Origin of the sequence: Alterluteimonas muca (genome assembly GCF_021191595.1) — a bacterium.
GTDB classification, from domain to species: Bacteria; Pseudomonadota; Gammaproteobacteria; order Xanthomonadales; family Xanthomonadaceae; genus Luteimonas; species Luteimonas muca.
Genome location: NZ_JAIWPS010000003.1, coordinates 269,663 through 288,271 on the forward strand (window position 1 = coordinate 269,663; position 18,609 = coordinate 288,271).

At 70.4% G+C, this 18,609-nt stretch carries 20 protein-coding genes; 12 read left to right on the plus strand and 8 right to left on the minus strand.

Features of this window, described 5'->3' with window-relative positions; all coding sequences use genetic code 11:
* Positions 1-106: 106 nt before the first annotated feature.
* The 3 genes from cysC to LDO11_RS06920 all read right to left on the minus strand — a co-directional run bounded on the left by cysC (position 107) and on the right by LDO11_RS06920 (position 4,375).
* Positions 107-1,939, minus strand: a complete 1,833-nt coding sequence (gene cysC / locus LDO11_RS06910) for an adenylyl-sulfate kinase (RefSeq protein WP_232140874.1) — start codon at positions 1,937-1,939, stop codon at positions 107-109.
* An 8-nt stretch (positions 1,940-1,947) separates the two neighbouring features.
* Positions 1,948-2,883, minus strand: coding sequence for a sulfate adenylyltransferase subunit CysD (gene cysD, locus LDO11_RS06915; protein ID WP_232140875.1), 936 nt, complete (start codon positions 2,881-2,883; stop codon positions 1,948-1,950).
* Between the two features lie 88 nt (positions 2,884-2,971).
* Positions 2,972-4,375: a mannose-1-phosphate guanylyltransferase/mannose-6-phosphate isomerase gene (locus LDO11_RS06920; protein ID WP_232140876.1), complete on the minus strand. Its 1,404-nt coding sequence runs from the start codon at positions 4,373-4,375 to the stop codon at positions 2,972-2,974.
* 89 nt (positions 4,376-4,464) lie between these two features.
* Here LDO11_RS06920 and murU point away from each other — a divergent pair, with 89 nt between their 5' ends.
* Entirely contained in the window at positions 4,465-5,169 is a 705-nt protein-coding gene (gene murU, locus LDO11_RS06925; RefSeq protein ID WP_232140877.1) for an N-acetylmuramate alpha-1-phosphate uridylyltransferase MurU, read from the plus strand.
* Between the two features lie 18 nt (positions 5,170-5,187).
* Here murU and hda read toward each other — a convergent pair whose 3' ends face one another.
* Genes hda through LDO11_RS06940 form a run of 3 tightly spaced genes read right to left on the minus strand, consistent with a single transcriptional unit; the run spans position 5,188 to position 8,188 of the window.
* On the minus strand, positions 5,188-5,928 hold the full coding sequence (hda, locus tag LDO11_RS06930) for a DnaA regulatory inactivator Hda (protein ID WP_232140878.1): 741 nt from the start codon (positions 5,926-5,928) through the stop codon (positions 5,188-5,190).
* A 13-nt stretch (positions 5,929-5,941) separates the two neighbouring features.
* Complete coding sequence (locus tag LDO11_RS06935) at positions 5,942-7,102, minus strand: AI-2E family transporter (RefSeq protein WP_232140879.1); 1,161 nt, start codon at positions 7,100-7,102, stop codon at positions 5,942-5,944.
* A 6-nt stretch (positions 7,103-7,108) separates the two neighbouring features.
* Positions 7,109-8,188: a DUF2066 domain-containing protein gene (locus LDO11_RS06940; protein ID WP_232140880.1), complete on the minus strand. Its 1,080-nt coding sequence runs from the start codon at positions 8,186-8,188 to the stop codon at positions 7,109-7,111.
* Positions 8,189-8,338: 150 nt separating this feature from the next.
* Between LDO11_RS06940 and purM the strand changes: the two genes are divergently transcribed.
* The 4 genes from purM to LDO11_RS06960 are packed head-to-tail and all read left to right on the plus strand — an operon-like array spanning position 8,339 to position 11,529.
* Positions 8,339-9,382 carry a phosphoribosylformylglycinamidine cyclo-ligase gene (gene purM, locus LDO11_RS06945; RefSeq protein ID WP_435574615.1) on the plus strand — a complete coding sequence of 348 codons (1,044 nt, stop codon included), beginning with the start codon at positions 8,339-8,341 and terminating at the stop codon, positions 9,380-9,382.
* Between the two features lie 6 nt (positions 9,383-9,388).
* Positions 9,389-10,072, plus strand: coding sequence for a phosphoribosylglycinamide formyltransferase (purN, locus tag LDO11_RS06950; protein ID WP_232140881.1), 684 nt, complete (start codon positions 9,389-9,391; stop codon positions 10,070-10,072).
* Positions 10,073-10,081: 9 nt separating this feature from the next.
* On the plus strand, positions 10,082-10,801 hold the full coding sequence (locus LDO11_RS06955; RefSeq protein ID WP_232140882.1) for a DUF3108 domain-containing protein: 720 nt from the start codon (positions 10,082-10,084) through the stop codon (positions 10,799-10,801).
* Positions 10,802-10,803: 2 nt separating this feature from the next.
* Entirely contained in the window at positions 10,804-11,529 is a 726-nt protein-coding gene (locus LDO11_RS06960) for a DUF3108 domain-containing protein (protein ID WP_232140883.1), read from the plus strand.
* A 90-nt stretch (positions 11,530-11,619) separates the two neighbouring features.
* Here the strand turns inward: LDO11_RS06960 and murA are convergent, their stop codons facing one another.
* Together murA and LDO11_RS06970 are read right to left on the minus strand one after the other, a co-directional pair.
* Positions 11,620-12,879, minus strand: coding sequence for a UDP-N-acetylglucosamine 1-carboxyvinyltransferase (murA, locus tag LDO11_RS06965; protein WP_100323569.1), 1,260 nt, complete (start codon positions 12,877-12,879; stop codon positions 11,620-11,622).
* 61 nt (positions 12,880-12,940) lie between these two features.
* Positions 12,941-13,177, minus strand: a complete 237-nt coding sequence (locus LDO11_RS06970; RefSeq protein ID WP_100323570.1) for a BolA family protein — start codon at positions 13,175-13,177, stop codon at positions 12,941-12,943.
* Between the two features lie 128 nt (positions 13,178-13,305).
* Between LDO11_RS06970 and LDO11_RS06975 the strand changes: the two genes are divergently transcribed.
* The 7 genes from LDO11_RS06975 (at position 13,306) to hpf (ending at position 18,564) form a co-directional block, all read left to right on the plus strand.
* Positions 13,306-14,304: a KpsF/GutQ family sugar-phosphate isomerase gene (locus LDO11_RS06975; protein WP_232140884.1), complete on the plus strand. Its 999-nt coding sequence runs from the start codon at positions 13,306-13,308 to the stop codon at positions 14,302-14,304.
* 27 nt (positions 14,305-14,331) lie between these two features.
* Positions 14,332-14,871: a KdsC family phosphatase gene (locus LDO11_RS06980; protein ID WP_232140885.1), complete on the plus strand. Its 540-nt coding sequence runs from the start codon at positions 14,332-14,334 to the stop codon at positions 14,869-14,871.
* Positions 14,868-15,428 (plus strand): LPS export ABC transporter periplasmic protein LptC, encoded by a 561-nt coding sequence (gene lptC / locus LDO11_RS06985; RefSeq protein WP_232140886.1) that lies wholly within the window; start codon positions 14,868-14,870, stop codon positions 15,426-15,428. Before LDO11_RS06980 ends, lptC begins: the two co-directional genes overlap by 4 nt.
* Before the next feature lie 4 nt (positions 15,429-15,432).
* Positions 15,433-15,912: a lipopolysaccharide transport periplasmic protein LptA gene (gene lptA / locus LDO11_RS06990; protein WP_232140887.1), complete on the plus strand. Its 480-nt coding sequence runs from the start codon at positions 15,433-15,435 to the stop codon at positions 15,910-15,912.
* Positions 15,912-16,631 (plus strand): LPS export ABC transporter ATP-binding protein, encoded by a 720-nt coding sequence (gene lptB, locus LDO11_RS06995; protein WP_232140888.1) that lies wholly within the window; start codon positions 15,912-15,914, stop codon positions 16,629-16,631. The genes lptA and lptB overlap by 1 nt, the downstream gene beginning before the upstream one ends.
* 31 nt (positions 16,632-16,662) lie before the next feature.
* Entirely contained in the window at positions 16,663-18,090 is a 1,428-nt protein-coding gene (locus tag LDO11_RS07000; protein WP_232140889.1) for an RNA polymerase factor sigma-54, read from the plus strand.
* Positions 18,091-18,237: 147 nt separating this feature from the next.
* The gene (gene hpf / locus LDO11_RS07005) at positions 18,238-18,564 is read left to right on the plus strand and encodes a ribosome hibernation-promoting factor, HPF/YfiA family (protein WP_232140890.1); all 327 of its coding nucleotides are present in this window, start codon (positions 18,238-18,240) and stop codon (positions 18,562-18,564) included.
* Positions 18,565-18,609 lie beyond the last annotated feature (45 nt).

Consider the following 18,609-nt stretch of genomic DNA (forward strand, 5'->3'; position numbering starts at 1 on the left):
TCTGCCGCGGATTTCGCGGATAGCGCGGATGAAGGGCCGATGGGATCGAACGGACGACAGATGGTTGATCCGCATCCTCCGCGTGGATCCGCGGCTGGAACGTGGCTCAGTCGCCGCCGTCCAGCACATAGGCAATGACCCGATCCGCCAGCGCCTGCGCATCGTCACGCCGGGTGTCGAGCACCAGCTCCGGTGCTTCCGGCGGCTCGTAGGGTGAATCGATGCCGGTGAAGTTCGGCAGTTCGCCGCGGCGTGCCTTCGCGTACAGGCCCTTGACGTCGCGCCGCTCGGCATCGGCCAGCGGGGTGTCGACGAACACCTCGATGAAGTCGCCGGGCTCGAACAGCGCACGGGCGGCGGCACGCTCGGCGCGGAACGGCGAGATGAAGCTCACCAGCACGACCAGCCCGGCATCGGTCATCAGCCTGGCGACCTCACCGATGCGCCGCAGGTTCTCCACCCGGTCCTCGTCGGTGAAGCCGAGATCGCGGTTGAGCCCGTGGCGCACGTTGTCGCCGTCGAGCAGATAGGTGTGCAGTCCGCGCGCCAGCAGCCCTCGTTCGACGAGGTTGGCGATGGTCGACTTGCCGGCACCGGACAGCCCGGTGAACCAGATGCAGCGCGGCTGCTGCCCCTTCAATGCGGCGCGCGCGTTGCGGTCGACGTCGAGCACCTGCCAGTGGATGTTGTCGGCGCGCCGCAGGCCGTGGCGGACCATGCCGGCCCCAACCGTGGCCCGGCTGAGCGGATCGACGAGGATGAAGCCGCCGAGGGTGGCATTCTCCGCATACGGTGCGTAGGCGATGACGGCATCCAGCGAGATCACCACCTCGCCGATCTCGTTGAACTCCAGCCGCTTCGCGGCCAGTGGCTGCAGGCTTTCGGGATCGTGGCGGAACTTCAGCTCGCTGATCCGCGCCCCGACCGCACGCGCACCGTTCCTGAGCTGGTAGCGGCGCCCCGGCAGCAGCGGTGCCTCGTCGAACCAGAGCACTTCAGCAACGAACTGGTCGGTATGGGCGAGCGGTGCGTCGACGGGCGCCAGCACATGCCCGCGCCCGGCATCCACGTCGTCGGCGAGTTGCACCGCCACCGCCTGCCCCACCTGCGCGGCCTCGGCAGCAACGCCGGCAACCGTGAGTGCCGCGATCCGGCTTGCGACACCGCTGGGCTCGATGCGGACCTCGTCGCCGACACGCACGCGACCGGCAGCCAGCGTGCCGGTGAGCCAGCGCCCGCCCTCGGCGTCGCGCAGCACCAACTGCAGCGGAAGCCGCAACGGCAGTGCGGGGTCCGGCCCATCCACCTGCACGCCCTCGAGATGTTCGAGCACGCTGGGGCCGTGGTACCAGTCGATCGCGGTCGAGCGCGTGGTGACGTTGTCGCCCACGGCCGCGGCCACCGGGATCGCCATGACGTCCCCGATGCCGAGCCTGCCGGCATGTTCGCGGAAGCGTGAGGCGATCGCCTCGAACACCGGCTGCGCATAACCGACGCGGTCCATCTTGTTGACCGCCAGCAGCACGTGGCGCACGCCGAACAGCGACAGGATGGCGGCATGCCGGAACGTCTGCGGCAGCAGCCCCCTGCTGGCATCGACCAGCACGATCGCAAGGTCCGCGACCGACGCGCCGGTCGCCATGTTGCGGGTGTACTGCACGTGGCCGGGACAGTCGGCGATCAGGAAGCGCCGTCGCGCGGTCTGCAGGTGGCGCCAGGCCACGTCGATGGTGATGCCCTGCTCGCGCTCGGCGTCGAGGCCGTCGAGCAGCAGCGCGTAGTCGACCTCGCCGCCGCGCGTGCCGTGGCTGGCACTCGCGCGTGCGAGCGCCGCACGCTCGTCGTCCGGGACGCGCCCGGCCTCGTGCAGCAGGCGCCCGATCAGCGTGCTCTTGCCGTCGTCCACGCTGCCGCAGGCGACCAGGCGCAGGAAATCCATGGCCGCCATCAGAAGTACCCTTCCCGCTTCTTCTTTTCCATCGAGTCGCCGTCGGCGTGGTCGATCAACCGCCCGGCGCGCTCGGACAGTGCGCTGTTCTCCATCTCGCGGATCACCGCATCGAGGTCGGCGGCTTCCGACTCCACCGCGCCGGTGAGCGGGTAGCAGCCGAGGGTGCGGAAGCGGACCCGGCGCTGTTCGATGGACTCGCCGTCGCGGAGCACGAAACGCTTGTCGTCGACCATGATCCAGGTGCCGTCGCGACGTACCACCGGGCGCTCGGCGGCGAAGTACAGCGGCACCACCTCGATCGCCTCGCGGCGGATGTAGCGCCACACGTCGAGTTCGGTCCAGTTCGACAGCGGAAACACCCGCACGCTCTCGCCGGTACCCACACGGGCGTTGTAGAGGTTCCAGAGTTCCGGCCGCTGCCGGCGCGGGTCCCAGCGGTGGGCGGCGTCGCGGAACGAGAACACGCGTTCCTTCGCCCGCGACTTCTCCTCGTCGCGGCGGGCGCCGCCGATGGCGGCATCGTAGCCGCCGGCCTCGAGCGCCTGCTTGAGAGCGAGCGTCTTCATCACTTCGGTGTGCACGCTGGCACCGTGGCTGAAGGGGCCGATGCCATCGCGCAGGCCGTCGGGATTGATGTGCACGCGCAGGTCCACGCCGGTCTCCGCCGCGCGGCGATCGCGGAACGCGATCATCTCGCGGAACTTCCACGTGGTATCCACGTGCAGCAGCGGGATCGGCGGAGTGGCGGGCGCGAATGCCTTGAGCAGCAGGTGCAGCAGCACCGAGCTGTCCTTGCCGATCGAATACAGCATGACCGGGCGACGGCTTTCGGCGGCGACCTCGCGCAGGATGTGCAGGCTTTCCGCCTCGAGGCGGTCGAGATGATCGGTCACGGGCGTGGGGTTACGGCGGCTTTGCCGCGATGCATCCATTCTACCGGCGTGGCCGTGCGCAGGACTCGCATGCCGGCGTCAACGCGACGTTGATCCATACCCTTCGGTGAACACCACGCAATCGCCCTCAGGACCGCCCGTACACGTCCTCGTAGCGGATGATGTCGTCCTCGCCGAGGTAGTCGCCGGACTGCACCTCGATCAGCTCCAGCGGATCGGCGCCGGGATTCTCCAGCCGGTGCCGCGCCCCCAGCGGGATATAGGTGGACTGGTTGGCATGGAGGTCGAACACGTCGTTGTCGCGGGTGACCCGCGCCGTGCCGCGCACCACCACCCAGTGCTCGGCGCGATGCGCGTGCGACTGCAGCGACAGCCGCGCACCGGGCTTGACCTTGATTCGCTTGACCTGGAAACCGTTGCCGACGTCGAGCGAATCGTAGCTGCCCCAGGGCCGGTGCACCTCGCGGTGCAGCACCGCATGGCTGCGCTGGTCGGCCTTGAGGCGCGCCACCACGTCCTTGACCTGCTGCACGCGGTCCTTGCGCGCAACCAGCACGGCGTCGTCGGTTTCCACCACCACCAGGTCGTCGACGCCGACCAGCGCCACCAGCCGGCGCGAATAGGCATAGGTGTTGCGGCTGTCGACCGCGATCACGTCGCCGTGCCCGGCATTGCCGTGCTCGTCCTGGTCGCTGACATCCCACAGCGCCGACCACGAGCCGACATCGTTCCAGCCGATGTCGACCGGCAGCACGCGCGCATCGGAGGTCTTCTCCATCACCGCGTAGTCGATCGAATCCGACGGGCTGGCGGCAAAGGCCTCGCGCTCGAGGCGGACGAAGTCGCCATCGCGGCTCGCGGCATCGAACGCGCGGCGCACCGCATCGAGGATGTCGGGGCGGAAACGCGCCAGCTCGTCGAGATAGCGCGAGGCGCGGAACAGGAACATGCCGCTGTTCCAGACATGGTCGCCGCTGGCGAGGTAGGCGCGCGCGGTATCCGGATCCGGCTTCTCGACGAAGCGCAGCACCGGGCGCACGCCCTCGCCGGGACCGGCCTGGATATAGCCGAAGCCGGTCTCCGGTGCCCAAGCACGGATGCCGAAGGTCACCAGCGCGCCGTCCTCGGCCGCCGGCAGGGCTTCGCGCACGGCGGCATGGAACGCCGGCACATCACGCACCACGTGGTCGGAGGGCAGCACCAGCAGCACCGGGTCCTCGCCTGCGGCACGCGCCTGCAATGCCGCCGCGGCGATTGCCGGCGCGGTGTTGCGCCCCACCGGCTCGAGCACGATGTCCGGCACCGGGGCGCCGATCTGCCGCAACTGCTCGGCGACGAGGAAACGGTGTTCCTCGTTGGCGACGACGATCGGCTTCAACGTGGTCAACGCGGCGACGCGCGACCAGGTGTCCTGCACCATCGTCGCCTCGCCTGCCAGCGGCAGGAACTGCTTGGGATAGGCCTCGCGCGACAGCGGCCACAACCGCGTGCCGGACCCGCCGGACAACAACACCACCTGCAACATGGCCATCCTCTTCGCTTGTTCGCGCCGACTGGACGCGCAGTTTACCCTTGGCCGCCCCGACCACCGGCATTGCCGGCCGTGCACCGGAGTATCCGATGAAAGCGCTGATCTTCGCCGCCGGCCTGGGCGAGCGCATGCGTCCGCTGACCGAAACCACGCCCAAACCGCTTCTGGCGGCCGGCGGCAAGCCGCTGATCGTCTGGCATCTCGAGAAGCTCGCCGCGCTCGGCGTCGACGAGGTCGTGGTCAACACCTCCTGGCTGGCGCGGCGTTTCCCTGCGGAACTGGGCGATGGCGGGCGCTGGGGCCTGCGCATCCACTACAGCTACGAGGGCGAGGTGCCGCTGGAAACCGGCGGCGGCATGTGGAAGGCGCTGTCGCGGCTGGGCAACGCGCCGTTCATCGCCGTCAACGGCGATGTCTGGACCGATTTCGACTTCGCGCAGCTGCCGACGCACCCGCCGGGCGACGCGCACCTGGTGCTGGTCGACAATCCCGATCACAACCCCGATGGCGACTTCGCGCTGCACCCGTCGGGCGACGTGCGCACCGACGGTGCGCCGCGGCTCACCTATGCGGGGATCGGCATCTACCGTGCTTCGCTGTTCGACCACCGGGCGCAGGTGATCGGCGAGGCACCGGGCGCAGGCGCCATCCCGCCGCGTTTCCGGCTGGCACCGTTGCTGCGTGCGGCGATGCGCGAAGGCCAGGTCACCGGCACCCACCATCGCGGGCGCTGGACCGATGTCGGCACCCTGCTGCGGCTGCAGCAGCTGGACGCGGAGCTGGCCACGGGCTGAGTCCCGCGGCGCGGGCGATCAGCCGCTGCCGCCCGTCCCGTCGGAGCCGGGCTCCGACGCCAGCACCTGGCGCAGGAACGGGACCGTCACCCGGCGCTGGGCAGCCAGCGATGCACGGTCGAGCTGGTCCAGCAGCCGGGTGAGCCCGCCGGGATCGCGGCCGACCCGGCGCAGCAGCCAGTCGATGGCGGCGGGTTCGATCACCAGCCCACGCCGCAGCGCGCGGCACTGCAGCAGCTCGCGCCGCCCGTCGTCATCCAGCGGCGCCAGCGCGATGCCGGTACAGGCGGACAGGCGCGAACGCAGGTCCGGCAGGCCGATCGTCAGCCCGGTCGCGGGGGTCCCGGCGGTGTACAGCAGCCGTCGCCCGCCATCCATTGCGCGGTTGTGGAAATGGAACAGCGCGACCTCGTCCTCGCGGGTGCCGAGCACCGCATCGAGGCCATCCAGTGCGATGAAGTCGCAGGTATCGAGTGCTTCCAGCGCACCGCCAAGACGGCCGGCGGCGCTTGCCAGCGGCAGGAACGCGCTGCGCAGCCCGGCGGTTTCCGCATGCGCACAGGCCGCCAGCGCGAGGTGGGTCTTGCCGACTCCCGGCGGCCCCTGCAACAGCACGCCGCTGTCTTCCTGGCCGGTGGCCAGCGCCTGCAGCTGCGCGAGGGCACCACCGGGCGCGCCGACGAAGGTGTCGAAGCGCTGGTCGGGCGGATAACGCAACGCAAGCGGCAGCTGCGCGGCGCCGGGCACCGGGGTATTCAACGTGGGTGCCCCGTCAGTCCTTGTCGGCCCGCGGCCCGCTGTCGGTCACCACGAGGGTGCGGTCGTCGACCACCAGCGCGCTCGGCGTGCCGGTGTACAGGCGGCTGGCCTGGTAGCGCTCGTGGGCATAGCGCAGCAGCACGTTGGCCACCGCGGCCACCGGCAGCGCGATCAGCATGCCGACGAAGCCGAACAGCTGGCCGCCGGCCATCACCGCGAAGATCACCGCCACCGGGTGCAGGCCGATGCGATCGCCGACCAGGCGCGGCGTCAGCACATAGCTCTCGAACAGCTGGCCGGCGGTGAACACGACGGCGCCCAGGATCAACAGCTGCCAGTCGAATCCCTGGGCCTGCACCACGGCCGCCAGCAGCATCATGATCAGGCCGACGGTGGCGCCGAGGTATGGCACGAAACTGATCAGCCCCGCGATCAGCCCGACCAGGATGCCCAGGCGCAGGCCGATGAGCTGCAGGCCGATCGCGTAGAACGCACCCTGCGCCAGCATCACCAGGAACTGCCCGCGCAGGAATGCGGCCAGCGACTCGTCGGATTCACGCGCCAGCCGCGTCACGGTCGCGTAGTGATCGCGGGGCACCAGCTGCGCCACCCGCGCCACCAGCACGTCCCAGTCGCGGAGGAAATAGAACGTGAGGATCGGCACCAGCACCAGGTTCACGACCAGCGCGACCAGCGCGAAGCCCGAGCGCGACACATACGACATGAAGGTGGCCGCCACCCCGCCCGCCTGTTGCCAGTGGCCGCGCACCCACTCGATCAGGCGCTGCGGGTCCATCCACCCGGAGATCTCGATGCCGAAACGCCGCTCCATCCAGGGAATCGCGGTGCCCATCAGCCACTCGCGGTGGGCGGGCAGGCTGTCGATCAGCGTCACCACCTGGCGCTCGATCAGCGGCACCAGGATCACCAGCACCAGCACCAGCAGCAGCACCATCAGCACGAAGACCAGCGACACCGCGATACCGCGTGAGCGGCCGGTGCGCTCGATCCGGTCGACCAGCGGATCGCCCAGCCAGCCCAGCAGCGCCGCCAGCACGAACGGGGTGAGGATCGGCCCGAGCGCGCCGATCAGCCACAGCACCGCGAAGGCCACCAGGCCCCACTGCAGGCGCTTCAGGAAGGTCGCGATCGCCTCGTCGGCAAGCTCAGCCATGGCCGGTCATCGCACGATGCGGAACGTGGGCGTGCCGCTGACGTCCTCGACCTCCGCCAGCACGTCGCGGTTGGCCATGCGGCGGAAGCCCGGCAGGCCGGTCACCAGCTCGAGTTCGTATTCCACCCCGTCGGCCGTCGCGCGCATCGGCACCGCGCGGCGCACCACCGGCATCGCCTGCAGCGTCGACGCCAGGCGGATGAAGTCGTCGCTGCTGGCCAGGCCGGTGAACACCACCCGGTAGTTGCCCGGCTCGCCCACCGGGGCGACCCGCGCATAGCGCTTGACGAGTGCATCGGCCGCGCCGTCGGCGCCTGCGCTCATCGCCCGGCGGGCATCGGCGTGTTCGCTGCTCCATTCCGACAGCACGCGGCCGTCGTCGACGAAGGTCCAGTCCGCGCGCCATCCGCTGCCGGCGCGCTGCAGCTTGCCGATCAGCTGCATCGGCGGCTGGTAGCGGGCCGACAGCCGGGCGATCGCCGCGGCGTCGCCCCGCCAGATCGCGCCCACGCCCGCCTGCTCGGCGGCGCTGCCGCGCGGCAGGCCGAGCTGGTAGCCACGCTGGCGGGCACGGTCGAGCACCGGCCGCACGACGTTGTTCTGCTGCAGGCTCACCAGGCGCGGCCCCGAGCCATCGTCGATGGCCAGCCACAGCACCGGTTTCGGCCGCGGTTCCGGCCAGATCGGCAGGCCCAGCGCCGCGGCCAGGCCGTCCACGGCATCGCGGTCGAAGCGCACCACCAGCGTGGTCTGGAAGCTCGGCGCACCGGTGGCCGACACGCCCTCGTCCTGGCGGTAGTCGTAATGCTCGGCGTACTGCGCGGCGCGCCGCAGCTCCTGGCCCACACCGGGCCGCGACGCGGCCGAGGCATCGCCGGATATCTTGCCCAGCACCTGCGCCAGCGCGCGGCTCAGCGCGGGGCCGCGGGCGGCGTCGCTCTGGCTGCCCACCGGCACCTCCGCCTCGTACAACCCCTGCGCCCGCGCACTGTCGCCCTCGACGCGCTGCGCCTGCACGGGCGCGACCACCGCGACCGCCAGCAGCAGCCCCGTGATCCACCCCGCCATCCGGCCAACCAACGACATGCCTGATCCTTCGCGCTGCGACAAACGCGCGAATGGTGCCACAAGTGGGCCATCGCCCATGCGCGGCGTTGCGCCGGCTGCCGCGCGGTGCGCGGTCGACGGCTGCCCGCGCCTGCTAAAATCGCCGGTCCGCCCGCTTCGGCCGCATCCGTGACCCAGCCCACCCCCCTCACCTATCGAGATGCCGGTGTCGACATCGACGCGGGCAATGCCCTGGTCGAACGCATCAAGCCGCTGGTCCGGCGCACCCTGCGCCCGGAAGTGATGGGCGGGCTCGGCGGCTTCGGCGCGCTGTTCGATCTCTCCGGGCGCTACCGTGAACCGGTGCTGGTCTCGGGCACCGACGGTGTCGGCACCAAGCTCAAGCTGGCCCAGCAGCTCGGCCGCCACGACACCATCGGCATCGACCTGGTCGGCATGTGCGTCAACGACGTGCTGGTGCAGGGCGCGGAACCGCTGTTCTTCCTCGACTACTTCGCCACCGGCAAGCTCGATGTCGACACCGCGGCCGCCGTCGTCGGCGGCATCGCGCGCGGCTGCGAACTCGCCGGCTGCGCACTCATCGGTGGCGAGACCGCCGAAATGCCCGACATGTACGCACCGGGCGAATACGACCTGGCCGGCTTCACGGTCGGCGCGGTGGAGAAGTCGCGGCTGCTCGACGGCTCGGCCGTCCGTGCGGGAGACGTGCTGCTGGGCATCGCGTCGTCCGGCCCGCACTCCAACGGGTATTCGCTGGTGCGGCGCATCTACGACCGCGCCGGGCAGCCTGCCGACCTCGATCTCGGCGGCGTGCGGCTGATCGACGCGCTGATGGCGCCGACCACGCTCTACGTGAAGCCGGTGCTGGCGCTGCTCGACGACGCCTCCGGCTGCACGGTGCATGCGATGGCGCATATCACCGGTGGCGGGCTGACCGAGAACATCGTCCGCGTGGTGCCCGGGGGTCTCGGCGTCGCCATCGACGCAGGCGCATGGCCGCTGCCGCCGGTGTTCGAGTGGCTGCAGCGCGAGGGCGCGGTCGCACGCGGGGAGATGTGGCGCACCTTCAACTGCGGCATCGGCTTCGTGCTGGTGCTGCCGGAGGACGCGGTCGCCGCGGCCTCGGCCCACCTCGACCGGCAGGGCCTCGCCCACTGGCGGATCGGCGAAGTGGTCACCGCTGGCGCCGGCGACCGCGTCCGCATCGGCTGATCGCTGGTGGCAACCGGTCCGGCGCCGGCAGCGGCCAGCTGCCGGATCGCGGTGCTCGCATCCGGCCGCGGCAGCAACCTGCAGTCGCTGCTGGACGCCATCGCCGCCGGCGTACTCGATGCGCAGGTGGTCGGCGTGTTCTCCGACCGTGCGCAGGCGCCCGCGCTGGCGCGCGCGCGCGATGCCGGCATCCCCGCGCATGCACTCTCGCCGCGCGACCACGCCAGCCGCGATGCCTTCGATGCGGCCCTGTTCGCGGCGGTGGATGCCAGCGCCCCCGACTTGATCGTCTGCGCCGGTTACATGCGCCTGCTCGGTGACGCGGTGGTGGCGCCGCGCAGCGTGCGGATGATCAACATCCACCCCTCGCTGCTGCCGGATTTCAAGGGGCTCCACACCCACCGGCAGGCGCTGGCCGCCGGTGCATCCCGGCATGGCGCCAGCGTGCACTTCGTGACCGCCGATCTCGACGGTGGTCCGGTGATCGCGCAGGCACCGGTCCCGGTGCTTGCTGGCGACGATGAAGCCAGCCTGTCCGCGCGCGTGCTGGAGCGCGAACATCCGCTGCTGGTCGAAACCGTGCGCCTGCTGGGCGAGCGGCGCATCACGCTCGGCGAAGAGGGTGTGCTGTACGACGGGGCCCCGCTGCCGGCGCCGCTTCAGCTGGCAGCCAACAACCGCTTCGCATGATGCCGCGACATGAAAACCCTCCTCCCCATCCTCCTTGCGCTGTCGGCCCTCCTGCCCGGCAGCGTGCGCGCAGCCGGACTTGCGCCGTTCATGGCCAGCTACGAGGCGTGGTACCAGGGCCGGCATGCCGGTGACGCCACCATGCGCGTGGAACAGGCCGGCGACGGGCGCTGGGAGGTCGGGCTCGGCATCCGTGGCCGCCACGGCTTCGCCGGCCTGGCGCGGGTGAACATGGAACAGAGCACGCACTTCGACATCGCCGGCGGCCACTATCGCCCGCTGCGCCAGGAGACCATGCGCAAGGCGCTGGTGTTCACCCGCCGCGCCACCGGCAACTACGACTGGAATGCACGCCAGGCGCAGTGGACCGGCGACGTCAGCAAGCGGCGCCGCGCACCGGTGCCGCTGCGCGATGGCGACATGAGCGCGCTGCTGATCAACCTCGCGATCATGCGCGACGCCAGCCCCGGAGCCACCCTGCACTACCGCTTCGTGGACGGCGGCCGCGCGCGCGAGCATGTCTACCAGGTGGCGCCGGAGCCGGAGATCGTCGAGGTCGGCGAGCTCAGCTACAACGCACTGCGCGTTTCACGGGTCGACGAAGGCCGCGATGAGATGATCGTGTGGATTGCCGATGGCGTACCGACCCCGGTGCGCATCCTGCAGCTGGACGACGATGGCGAAGACGACGTCGACCTGCGACTGATCGAATACCAGGGAGTCCAATGACGATGATGACCCGTACCACCCCGATTGCCGCGCCGCGCGCGTGGAAGCGTCTTGCCGCCGGTGCGTTGCTGCTGGCCGCATGCGGTGCAGCCAGCGCGATGGAGCCCTTCACCGCCCGCTACAACGCGAAGTTCATGGGCATGGAGGCCACCGGCACGATGAAGTTGGAAGCCGCCGGCGACAACCGCTTCAACTACAGCCTCGACGTCGCCGGCATGGGCGCGCGGCTGGCGCAGAAGACCACCTTCGAGCGCCACGGCGATGGCTGGCGGCCACTGTCGAGTTCCGACTTCCAGGGTGGTGAATCCGGCCTTGCGGCGATGCTGGTGAAGCGCAAGACGATCGAGGCCACCTACGACTGGAACCGCAACCAGGCACGCTGGACCGGTGACGTGGACGCCGACGAGGCCGGTCCCGTGACGCTGCGCCAGGGCGACGTCGACGGCCTGCTGCTCAACCTCGTGCTGGTGCAGGACGTGCAGGCCGGCCGCCCGCTCACCTACCGGCTGGTCGACGAAGGCCGCGCGCGCGAGCACACCTACGAGGTGCAGGGCAAGGAGACCGTGACCGTCGGCGGGCAGTCGCGCGAGGCCACGAAGGTGGTACGCGACGACGGGCGTCGCCAGATCACCGCGTGGGTCGTCGATGGCATGCCGGTGCCGGCGCGCATCCTGCAGCGCCGCAATGGCCGCGACCATATTGACCTGCAGTTGCAGTCGCTGGACTGATCCGGGCGAACCCCGCAACGAATGAAGCCGCCCGATGGGCGGCTTCTTCGTTATGACCGGGGTGGGCGCGCGTGGCTGCCGCCGCGCGCCTTAATCCACCCGCTGGATGCGTGCACCCAGCGCGGAGAGCTTGCGCTCGATCTGCTCGTAGCCACGGTCGAGGTGGTAGATGCGGTTGATCACCGTCTCGCCCTCGGCCACCAGCCCCGCCAGGATCAGCGACGCCGATGCGCGCAGGTCGGTGGCCATCACCGGCGCCCCGGTCAGTCGCTCCACGCCGTTGACGCGCGCACGGTTGCCCTCGACGTGGATGTCGGCACCCAGGCGCATCAGCTCGCTGACGTGCATGAAACGGTTCTCGAAGATGTGCTCGTCGATCACCCCGCTGCCCTCGGCCACGCAGTTGAGCGCCATGAACTGCGCCTGCATGTCGGTGGGGAACCCCGGGTACGGTTCGGTCACGATGTCCACGGCGCGCGGGCGGCGGCCCTGCATGTCGAGGGTGATCGCATCGCCGTCCACGTCGACCCGTGCACCGGCCTGCTCGAGTTTTTCGAGCACGGCCTGCTGGGTGTCGGCGCGCGCGGCCCTTGCGGTCACGCGGCCGCCGGTCATCGCCGCCGCGACCAGGAAGGTGCCGGTCTCGATACGGTCGGGCACCACCGCATGGCGGCCACCGTGCAGCCGCTCCACGCCGCGCACCACGATGCGCGACCCGCCGGCGCCTTCGATGTCGGCGCCCATCGCCAGCAGGCAGTCGACGAGGTCGACGATCTCCGGCTCGCGCGCGGCGTTGTCGATGACGGTGGTGCCCGCCGCCAGCGACGCCGCCATCAGCGCGTTCTCGGTGGCGCCGACGCTGGGCATCGGGAACTCGATATGGCCGCCGCGCAGGCGCTGCGCGCGCGCCTTGATATAGCCGTGCTCGACCTCGACCTCGGCGCCGAGCGCCTGCATCGCCTGGATGTGCAGGTCCACCGGACGCGACCCGATCGCACAGCCGCCCGGCAACGACACCTCGGCGGCGCCATGGCGCGCCAGCAGCGGCCCCAGCACCAGCACCGAGGCGCGCATCGTGCGCACCAGGTCATACGGCGCGACGTGGCCGCGCGCATCGCGTGCATCGATCAGGAAGCGGCTCGCCTGGACATCGTGGCGGATGTCCGCGCCCAGCTCGCGCAGCAGCCGCGCGGTGGTGGCGACGTCGTGCAGGTTGGGAACGTTGGTGATCTCCACCGGCCCGTCGGCCAGCAGTGCCGCGCACAGGATCGGCAGCACCGCGTTCTTGGCACCGGAAACGACCACGTCGCCGTGCAGCGGCACGCCGCCCTGGATGATGATTTTCTGCATGATTCGATCTGGCCGGCCCGGTGGTCGCCCCACGCCGGCCATGGACCGGTCAGGACACGCCTCAGGAGCGGGCGTGTTCCTCCGGGGTCAGGGTGCGCAGGGCGAGCGCGTGGATGGCACCGCCCATCAGGTCGCCGAGGGTGGCGTAGACCAGCCGATGGCGCGCCAGCGGCAGCTTGCCGCGGAACGCCTCGCTGACCACCAGCGCCTCGAAATGCACGCCGTCATCGCCCTGCACCTCCACCAGTGCGCCGGGCAGGCCGTCGCGGATGAGGTTCTGGATGGTGAGTGCGTCCAACGTGCTCGACTCCTGCTCGATTAAGCCCGCCTGAGCCGGGATGCCGGCAGCGGGCCGCCCCGGGCGCCATGGCCCGGGAACGCATTAAGATAGGCCGCTTAGCCTAACGGAAAGGGTGCCGCCGAGAAATGGCCGTCGACGCAACACAGCACGCCCCCGGCAGCGACTTCGCAGCCAGTGGCCGCCGCGTGTTCGAACTGGAACAACAGGCACTTTCAGCCGTCGGCGCACGCATCGACGGCGCATTCTCGGCCGCGTGCAGCCTGATCCTCGACTGCCGTGGCCGCGTGGTCTGCACCGGCATGGGCAAGTCCGGCCATGTCGCGCGCAAGATCGCCGCCACCCTGGCCTCCACCGGGACCCCGGCGTTCTTCGTCCATCCCGGCGAGGCCGGGCATGGCGACCTCGGCATGATCACCGACGCCGACGTGGTGCTGGCACTGTCGTACTCGGGTGAATCCGACGAGATCCTCACCCTGCTGCCGGTGCTCAAGCGCCAGGGCAACCCGCTGATCGCGATGACCGGCCGCGAACGTTCCACGCTCGCCCGCGAGGCCGAGGTGCACCTCGACGTCAGCGTGCCCGCCGAAGCCTGTCCGCTGGACCTCGCCCCCACCTCCAGCACCACCGCATCCCTGGCGATGGGTGATGCGCTGGCGGTGGCGCTGCTGGACGCGCGCGGCTTCACCGCCGACGACTTCGCGCGTTCGCATCCGGCCGGCGCGCTCGGCCGCCGGCTGCTGCTGCATATCGCCGACGTCATGCATGTCGGCGACGACGTCCCGCGGGTTGCCGCCGATGCCACCTTCGGCGCGGTGCTGCTGGAGATGAGCCGCAGACGACTGGGCATGACCGCGGTCGTCGACGACGCAGGCCACCTGCTCGGCCTGCTCACCGACGGCGACGTGCGCCGCACGCTGGCCGACGAGGGCACCGACATCCGCACCACCCGCGTGGTCGACGTCATGACGCGTTCGCCGGTGACCATCGGCGCCGACGCGCTGGCGGTGGAGGCCGCGCGCCTGATGGAGACCCACAAGATCAACGGCCTGCTGGTGACCGATGCGCAGGGCCGCGTGGTCGGTGCGTTGAACATCCACGATCTGCTGCGCGCACGCGTGGTATAGCTCGAACCCCGACTTCCGGACCGCCGAATGCCTGCCGATGCCTATCCGCACGACCTGCTCGCCCGCGCCTCGCGGATCCGGCTGGCGTGCTTCGACGTCGACGGCACGCTGACCGACGGGCGCCTCACCTACGACAGCGCCGGCAACGAGAGCAAGACCTTCCACGTCCATGACGGCCAGGGCCTGGTGCTGCTGCGGCGCGCCGGGATCGAGGTCGCGATGATCACCGCGCGCACCAGCCCGATGGTCGAGCGCCGTGGCGCCGAGTTGGGGGTTCGCGTGCACTGCGGCGTGGGCGACAAGCTCACCCGCCTGACCGCGCTGTGCGAGGAGCTGGGGCTGGACCTCGACAGCGTCGCCTTCATGGGTGACGACCTGCCCGACCTCGCACCGATGCGGGTGGCCGGCTTCGCGGTCGCGCCCGCCAACGCGCACCCCTGGACCGCGCGCCACGCGCACTGGCAGACCGCTGCCGCCGGTGGCGAAGGCGCGGCGCGCGAACTCTGCGACCTGCTGCTGGTTGCGCACGGCCATGCGGACAATCCGCTGCCGGGAGGTGCGCAATGAGCTGGCGTGGCTGGCTGGCGATCGTGCTCGTCATCGCCGCGGTCGTGTCCGCCTGGTCGGCGTGGCGCCAGCGTGCCGATGCACCGGGCGTCGCCGCCGGGCCGCTGCGCTCGGACTACGTGCTGCGCGACTTCGAGCTGATCGCGCTCAACAACGAAGGCCGCGAATCCTTCACCCTGCGCGCGCCACGGCTCGAACAGAACCCCGCGGACCGCACCATCGCCATCCAGACGCCGCTGTTCCTGGTGCCCGAGCGCGAGGGCGGCCGCTGGCAGGCACGTTCGGACACCGGCTGGGTCTCGGCCAGCCACGACGAGTTGCGGCTGGAAGGCGACGTGCGCATGACCAGCCCCGACGAGGGCGGGCGCGACCTGCTGCTGACGACGACGCGCATGACCCTGCTGCCGGAAACCAGTATCGCCCGCAGCGAGGAGTTGGTGACCATCCAGCAGCCCGGCTCTAGAATCCAGGGGCTTGGCATGCAGGTGGACCTGACGACCAAGCGCTACGAATTCTTCTCCCAGGTGAAACAACGCTATGAACCCAGGCGCCGTTAGCGCAGTGGTCCTGGCCGTGCTGCTGTTGCCGTTGACGGCGCAGGCGAAGCAGGCCGACCGCAACCAGCCGATGGACATCGACGCGGGCCGGACCGAGGGCACCCTCGATGACCGCTCGCCGACCGTGCTGTCGAATGGCGTGATCATCACCCAGGGCACCCTGCACATCACATCCGATCGTGCGGAGATCCACCTCAGGGACGGCGAAATCGACCGTGCGGTGCTGACGGGAGGGCCGGTGCAGATGCGCCAGGAGATGGACGACGGCTCGCCGATGAACGCACGCGCGCAGCGGGTCGATTACAACCTCGCCTCCGACATCATCACCCTCACCGGTGACGCCCGCATCGAGCAGCCGCGCGGCACCATGGCCGGGCAGCGCATCGTCTACAACATGGCCACCGGCCAGGTGGAGAGCGGCGGCGGGGACAACGGCCGCGTGCGGATGCGCATCAACCCGCGCAGCGCGCAGGGCGGCGGCTGATGCTGGTCGCCGAAGGCCTGCGCAAGCGCTACCGGCAGCGCGAGGTCGTCCGCGAATTCGGCCTCACCCTCGATGCCGGCGAGGTGGTCGGGCTGCTCGGCCCCAACGGCGCCGGCAAGACCACCTGCTTCTACATGATCGTCGGCCTGGTGCCGGCCGATGCCGGTCGCATCGTGCTCGACGGCACCGACATCACCGCCGAGCCGATGTACCGCCGCGCGCGCCTTGGCGTCGGCTACCTGCCGCAGGAACCGTCGGTATTCCGCAAGCTTAGCGTGGCCGACAACATCCGGCTGGTGCTGGAGCTGCGCGAGGACCTCGACCGCAAGGGCCGCGAACAGGAGCTCACTCAGTTGCTCGAGGAACTGCAGGTCACCCACGTCGCCGACCAGGTCGGCGCCAGCCTCTCCGGCGGCGAGCGGCGGCGTGTCGAGATCGCCCGTGCACTCGCCGCCAAGCCGCGCCTGATGCTGCTCGACGAGCCCTTCGCGGGCGTCGATCCGATCTCCGTCGGCGAGATCCAGCGCATCATCCGGCACCTCAAGAACCGCGGCATCGGCGTGCTGATCACCGATCACAACGTGCGCGAAACCTTGGGCATTTGCGACCGGGCGTATATCCTCGCCGAGGGGAGCGTGCTGGCGCAGGGAGCGCCGGACGCGCTGTTGATGGATCCTGACGTGCGTCGGGTCTACCTGGGGGATGCTTTCCGCCTGTAGGCCGGTCGCCGCACCTGGCTCGTAGGGGAAGATGAAGCCGCGTCTGCAGACATCGCTCGGACAGCATCTGGTCCTGACGCCGCAATTGCGCCAGGCCCTGCACCTGCTGCAGCTGTCGGCGCTGGAGCTGGAGGCGGAGATCGCCGCCGCGGTCGAGAGCAATCCGTTGCTGGACTGGCAGGGCGAGGACGACGTCGCGGTGCGCGCCAGCGATGGCGACGGCACGGCCGCCGACGAAACCGCGCGCATCCGCGATGCCGATACCGCCCCCGATGCCTGGGACGGCGGCCTCGACGACAGTTGGTATTCCACCGGCAGCGGACACGGCAGCGACGAGGACGGCGGAGACCCCGCCGACCGCATCGTCCATACCGAAAGCCTGCGCGAGCATCTCGCCTGGCAGCTCAACCTCAGCCACCTGTCGCCGCGCGACCGCCTGATCGGCGAAGCGCTGATCGACGCCATCGACGACGATGGCTACCTGCGTGCCTCCTTCGACGACATCGCCGCCGCATTGCGTGACGAGGGGCCATGGGAGCACGACGAGATCCTCGCCGTCCTGCGCCGGATCCAGCTGCTCGACCCGGTGGGCGTGGGTGCACGCGACCTGCGCGAATGCCTCGAGGTGCAGCTGCATGCCCTGCCCGAGGACCTGCCCGGCCGCACGCTGGCGCGGCGCATCGTCGACGAGTTCATCGAGGCGCTGCCACGGCTCGGCGCCCAGGGCCTGGCCGGCGCGCTCGGCTGCGACGCCTGCGAGGCGGCCACCGCGCTGCAGCTGCTGCGCTCGCTCGATCCGCGCCCGGGCGCGCAGATCGGTGGCGTCGACAGCGATACCTACGTCGCCCCCGACTGCGCGATCGAGCGCCGCAACGGGGTGTGGAAGGTGCGCCTGGTCGGCGGACCGCATTCGCGGCTGACCATCCATCGCGGCTACGAGCGGATGATCCGCCACGCCAGCGAGGCCGACGCCGGCTACCTCAAGGGCCGCCTGCAGGAGGCGCGCTGGCTGCTGCGCAACGTGCAGGCGCGCGGCGAGACGCTGCTGAAGGTGGCGCGCTGCCTGGCCCGCCAGCAGTCCGGTTTCCTCGAATTCGGCCCGCAGGCGCTGCGGCCGTTGACGCTGCGCGAGGTCGCGGCCGAGATCGGCATGCACGAATCCACCGTGTCTCGGGCGATCGCCCGCAAGTACGTGCACACCCCGCGCGGCACCCTGCCGCTGCGCAGCTTCTTCGCTTCCGGAGTGGACACCGATACCGGCGGCCAGGCCTCGAGCACCGCGATCCAGCAGATGATCCGCCGCCTGGTGGAGGCCGAGGACCCGCGCAAGCCGCTGTCGGATGCGCGGCTGGCCGATGAGCTCAAGGCCGCCGGCGTCCCGGTGGCGCGCCGCACCGTGGCCAAGTACCGCGAAGCGATGAACATCGCCTCCTCCCACGAGCGCGTACGGCTGGCCTGATCCGCCGTTCGTCGACCCGGTGAACCTCCGGCCGTAAGCGCGGTCCCATCCAGTGCCGGTCGTGGCCGCTGGTTAACCTCTTGGCAACATCAGCGGCGGCGTTCCGGGTAATGCTGTTCCCGTCCGTCATACAGGAGGCACACCGCGATGCGTACCGACATCCACGGCCATCAGATCGAAGTCACCCCCGCCCTGCGCGACTATGTCGACAGCAAGATGGAACGACTCGCCAGGCATTTCGACCGGCCGTGCGACCTGCGTATCCAGCTTGGCATCGACAAGCCGCACCACAAGGCCGAAGGCACCGTGTCGATCTCGGGCCGCACCCTGCACGCCGACGCCACCGGCATCGACATGTACGCCGCGATCGACCTGCTCGCCGACAAGCTCGACCGTCTGCTGGTCAAGCAGAAGAGCAAGCTGGTTGACCATCACCGCGGCGAGAACCCGGCCCGGGCCGCCAGCTTCGGCTGAGCCCGGCTCACGGCCCGGTCGCGTCCAGCGACCGGGCTCCCTGCA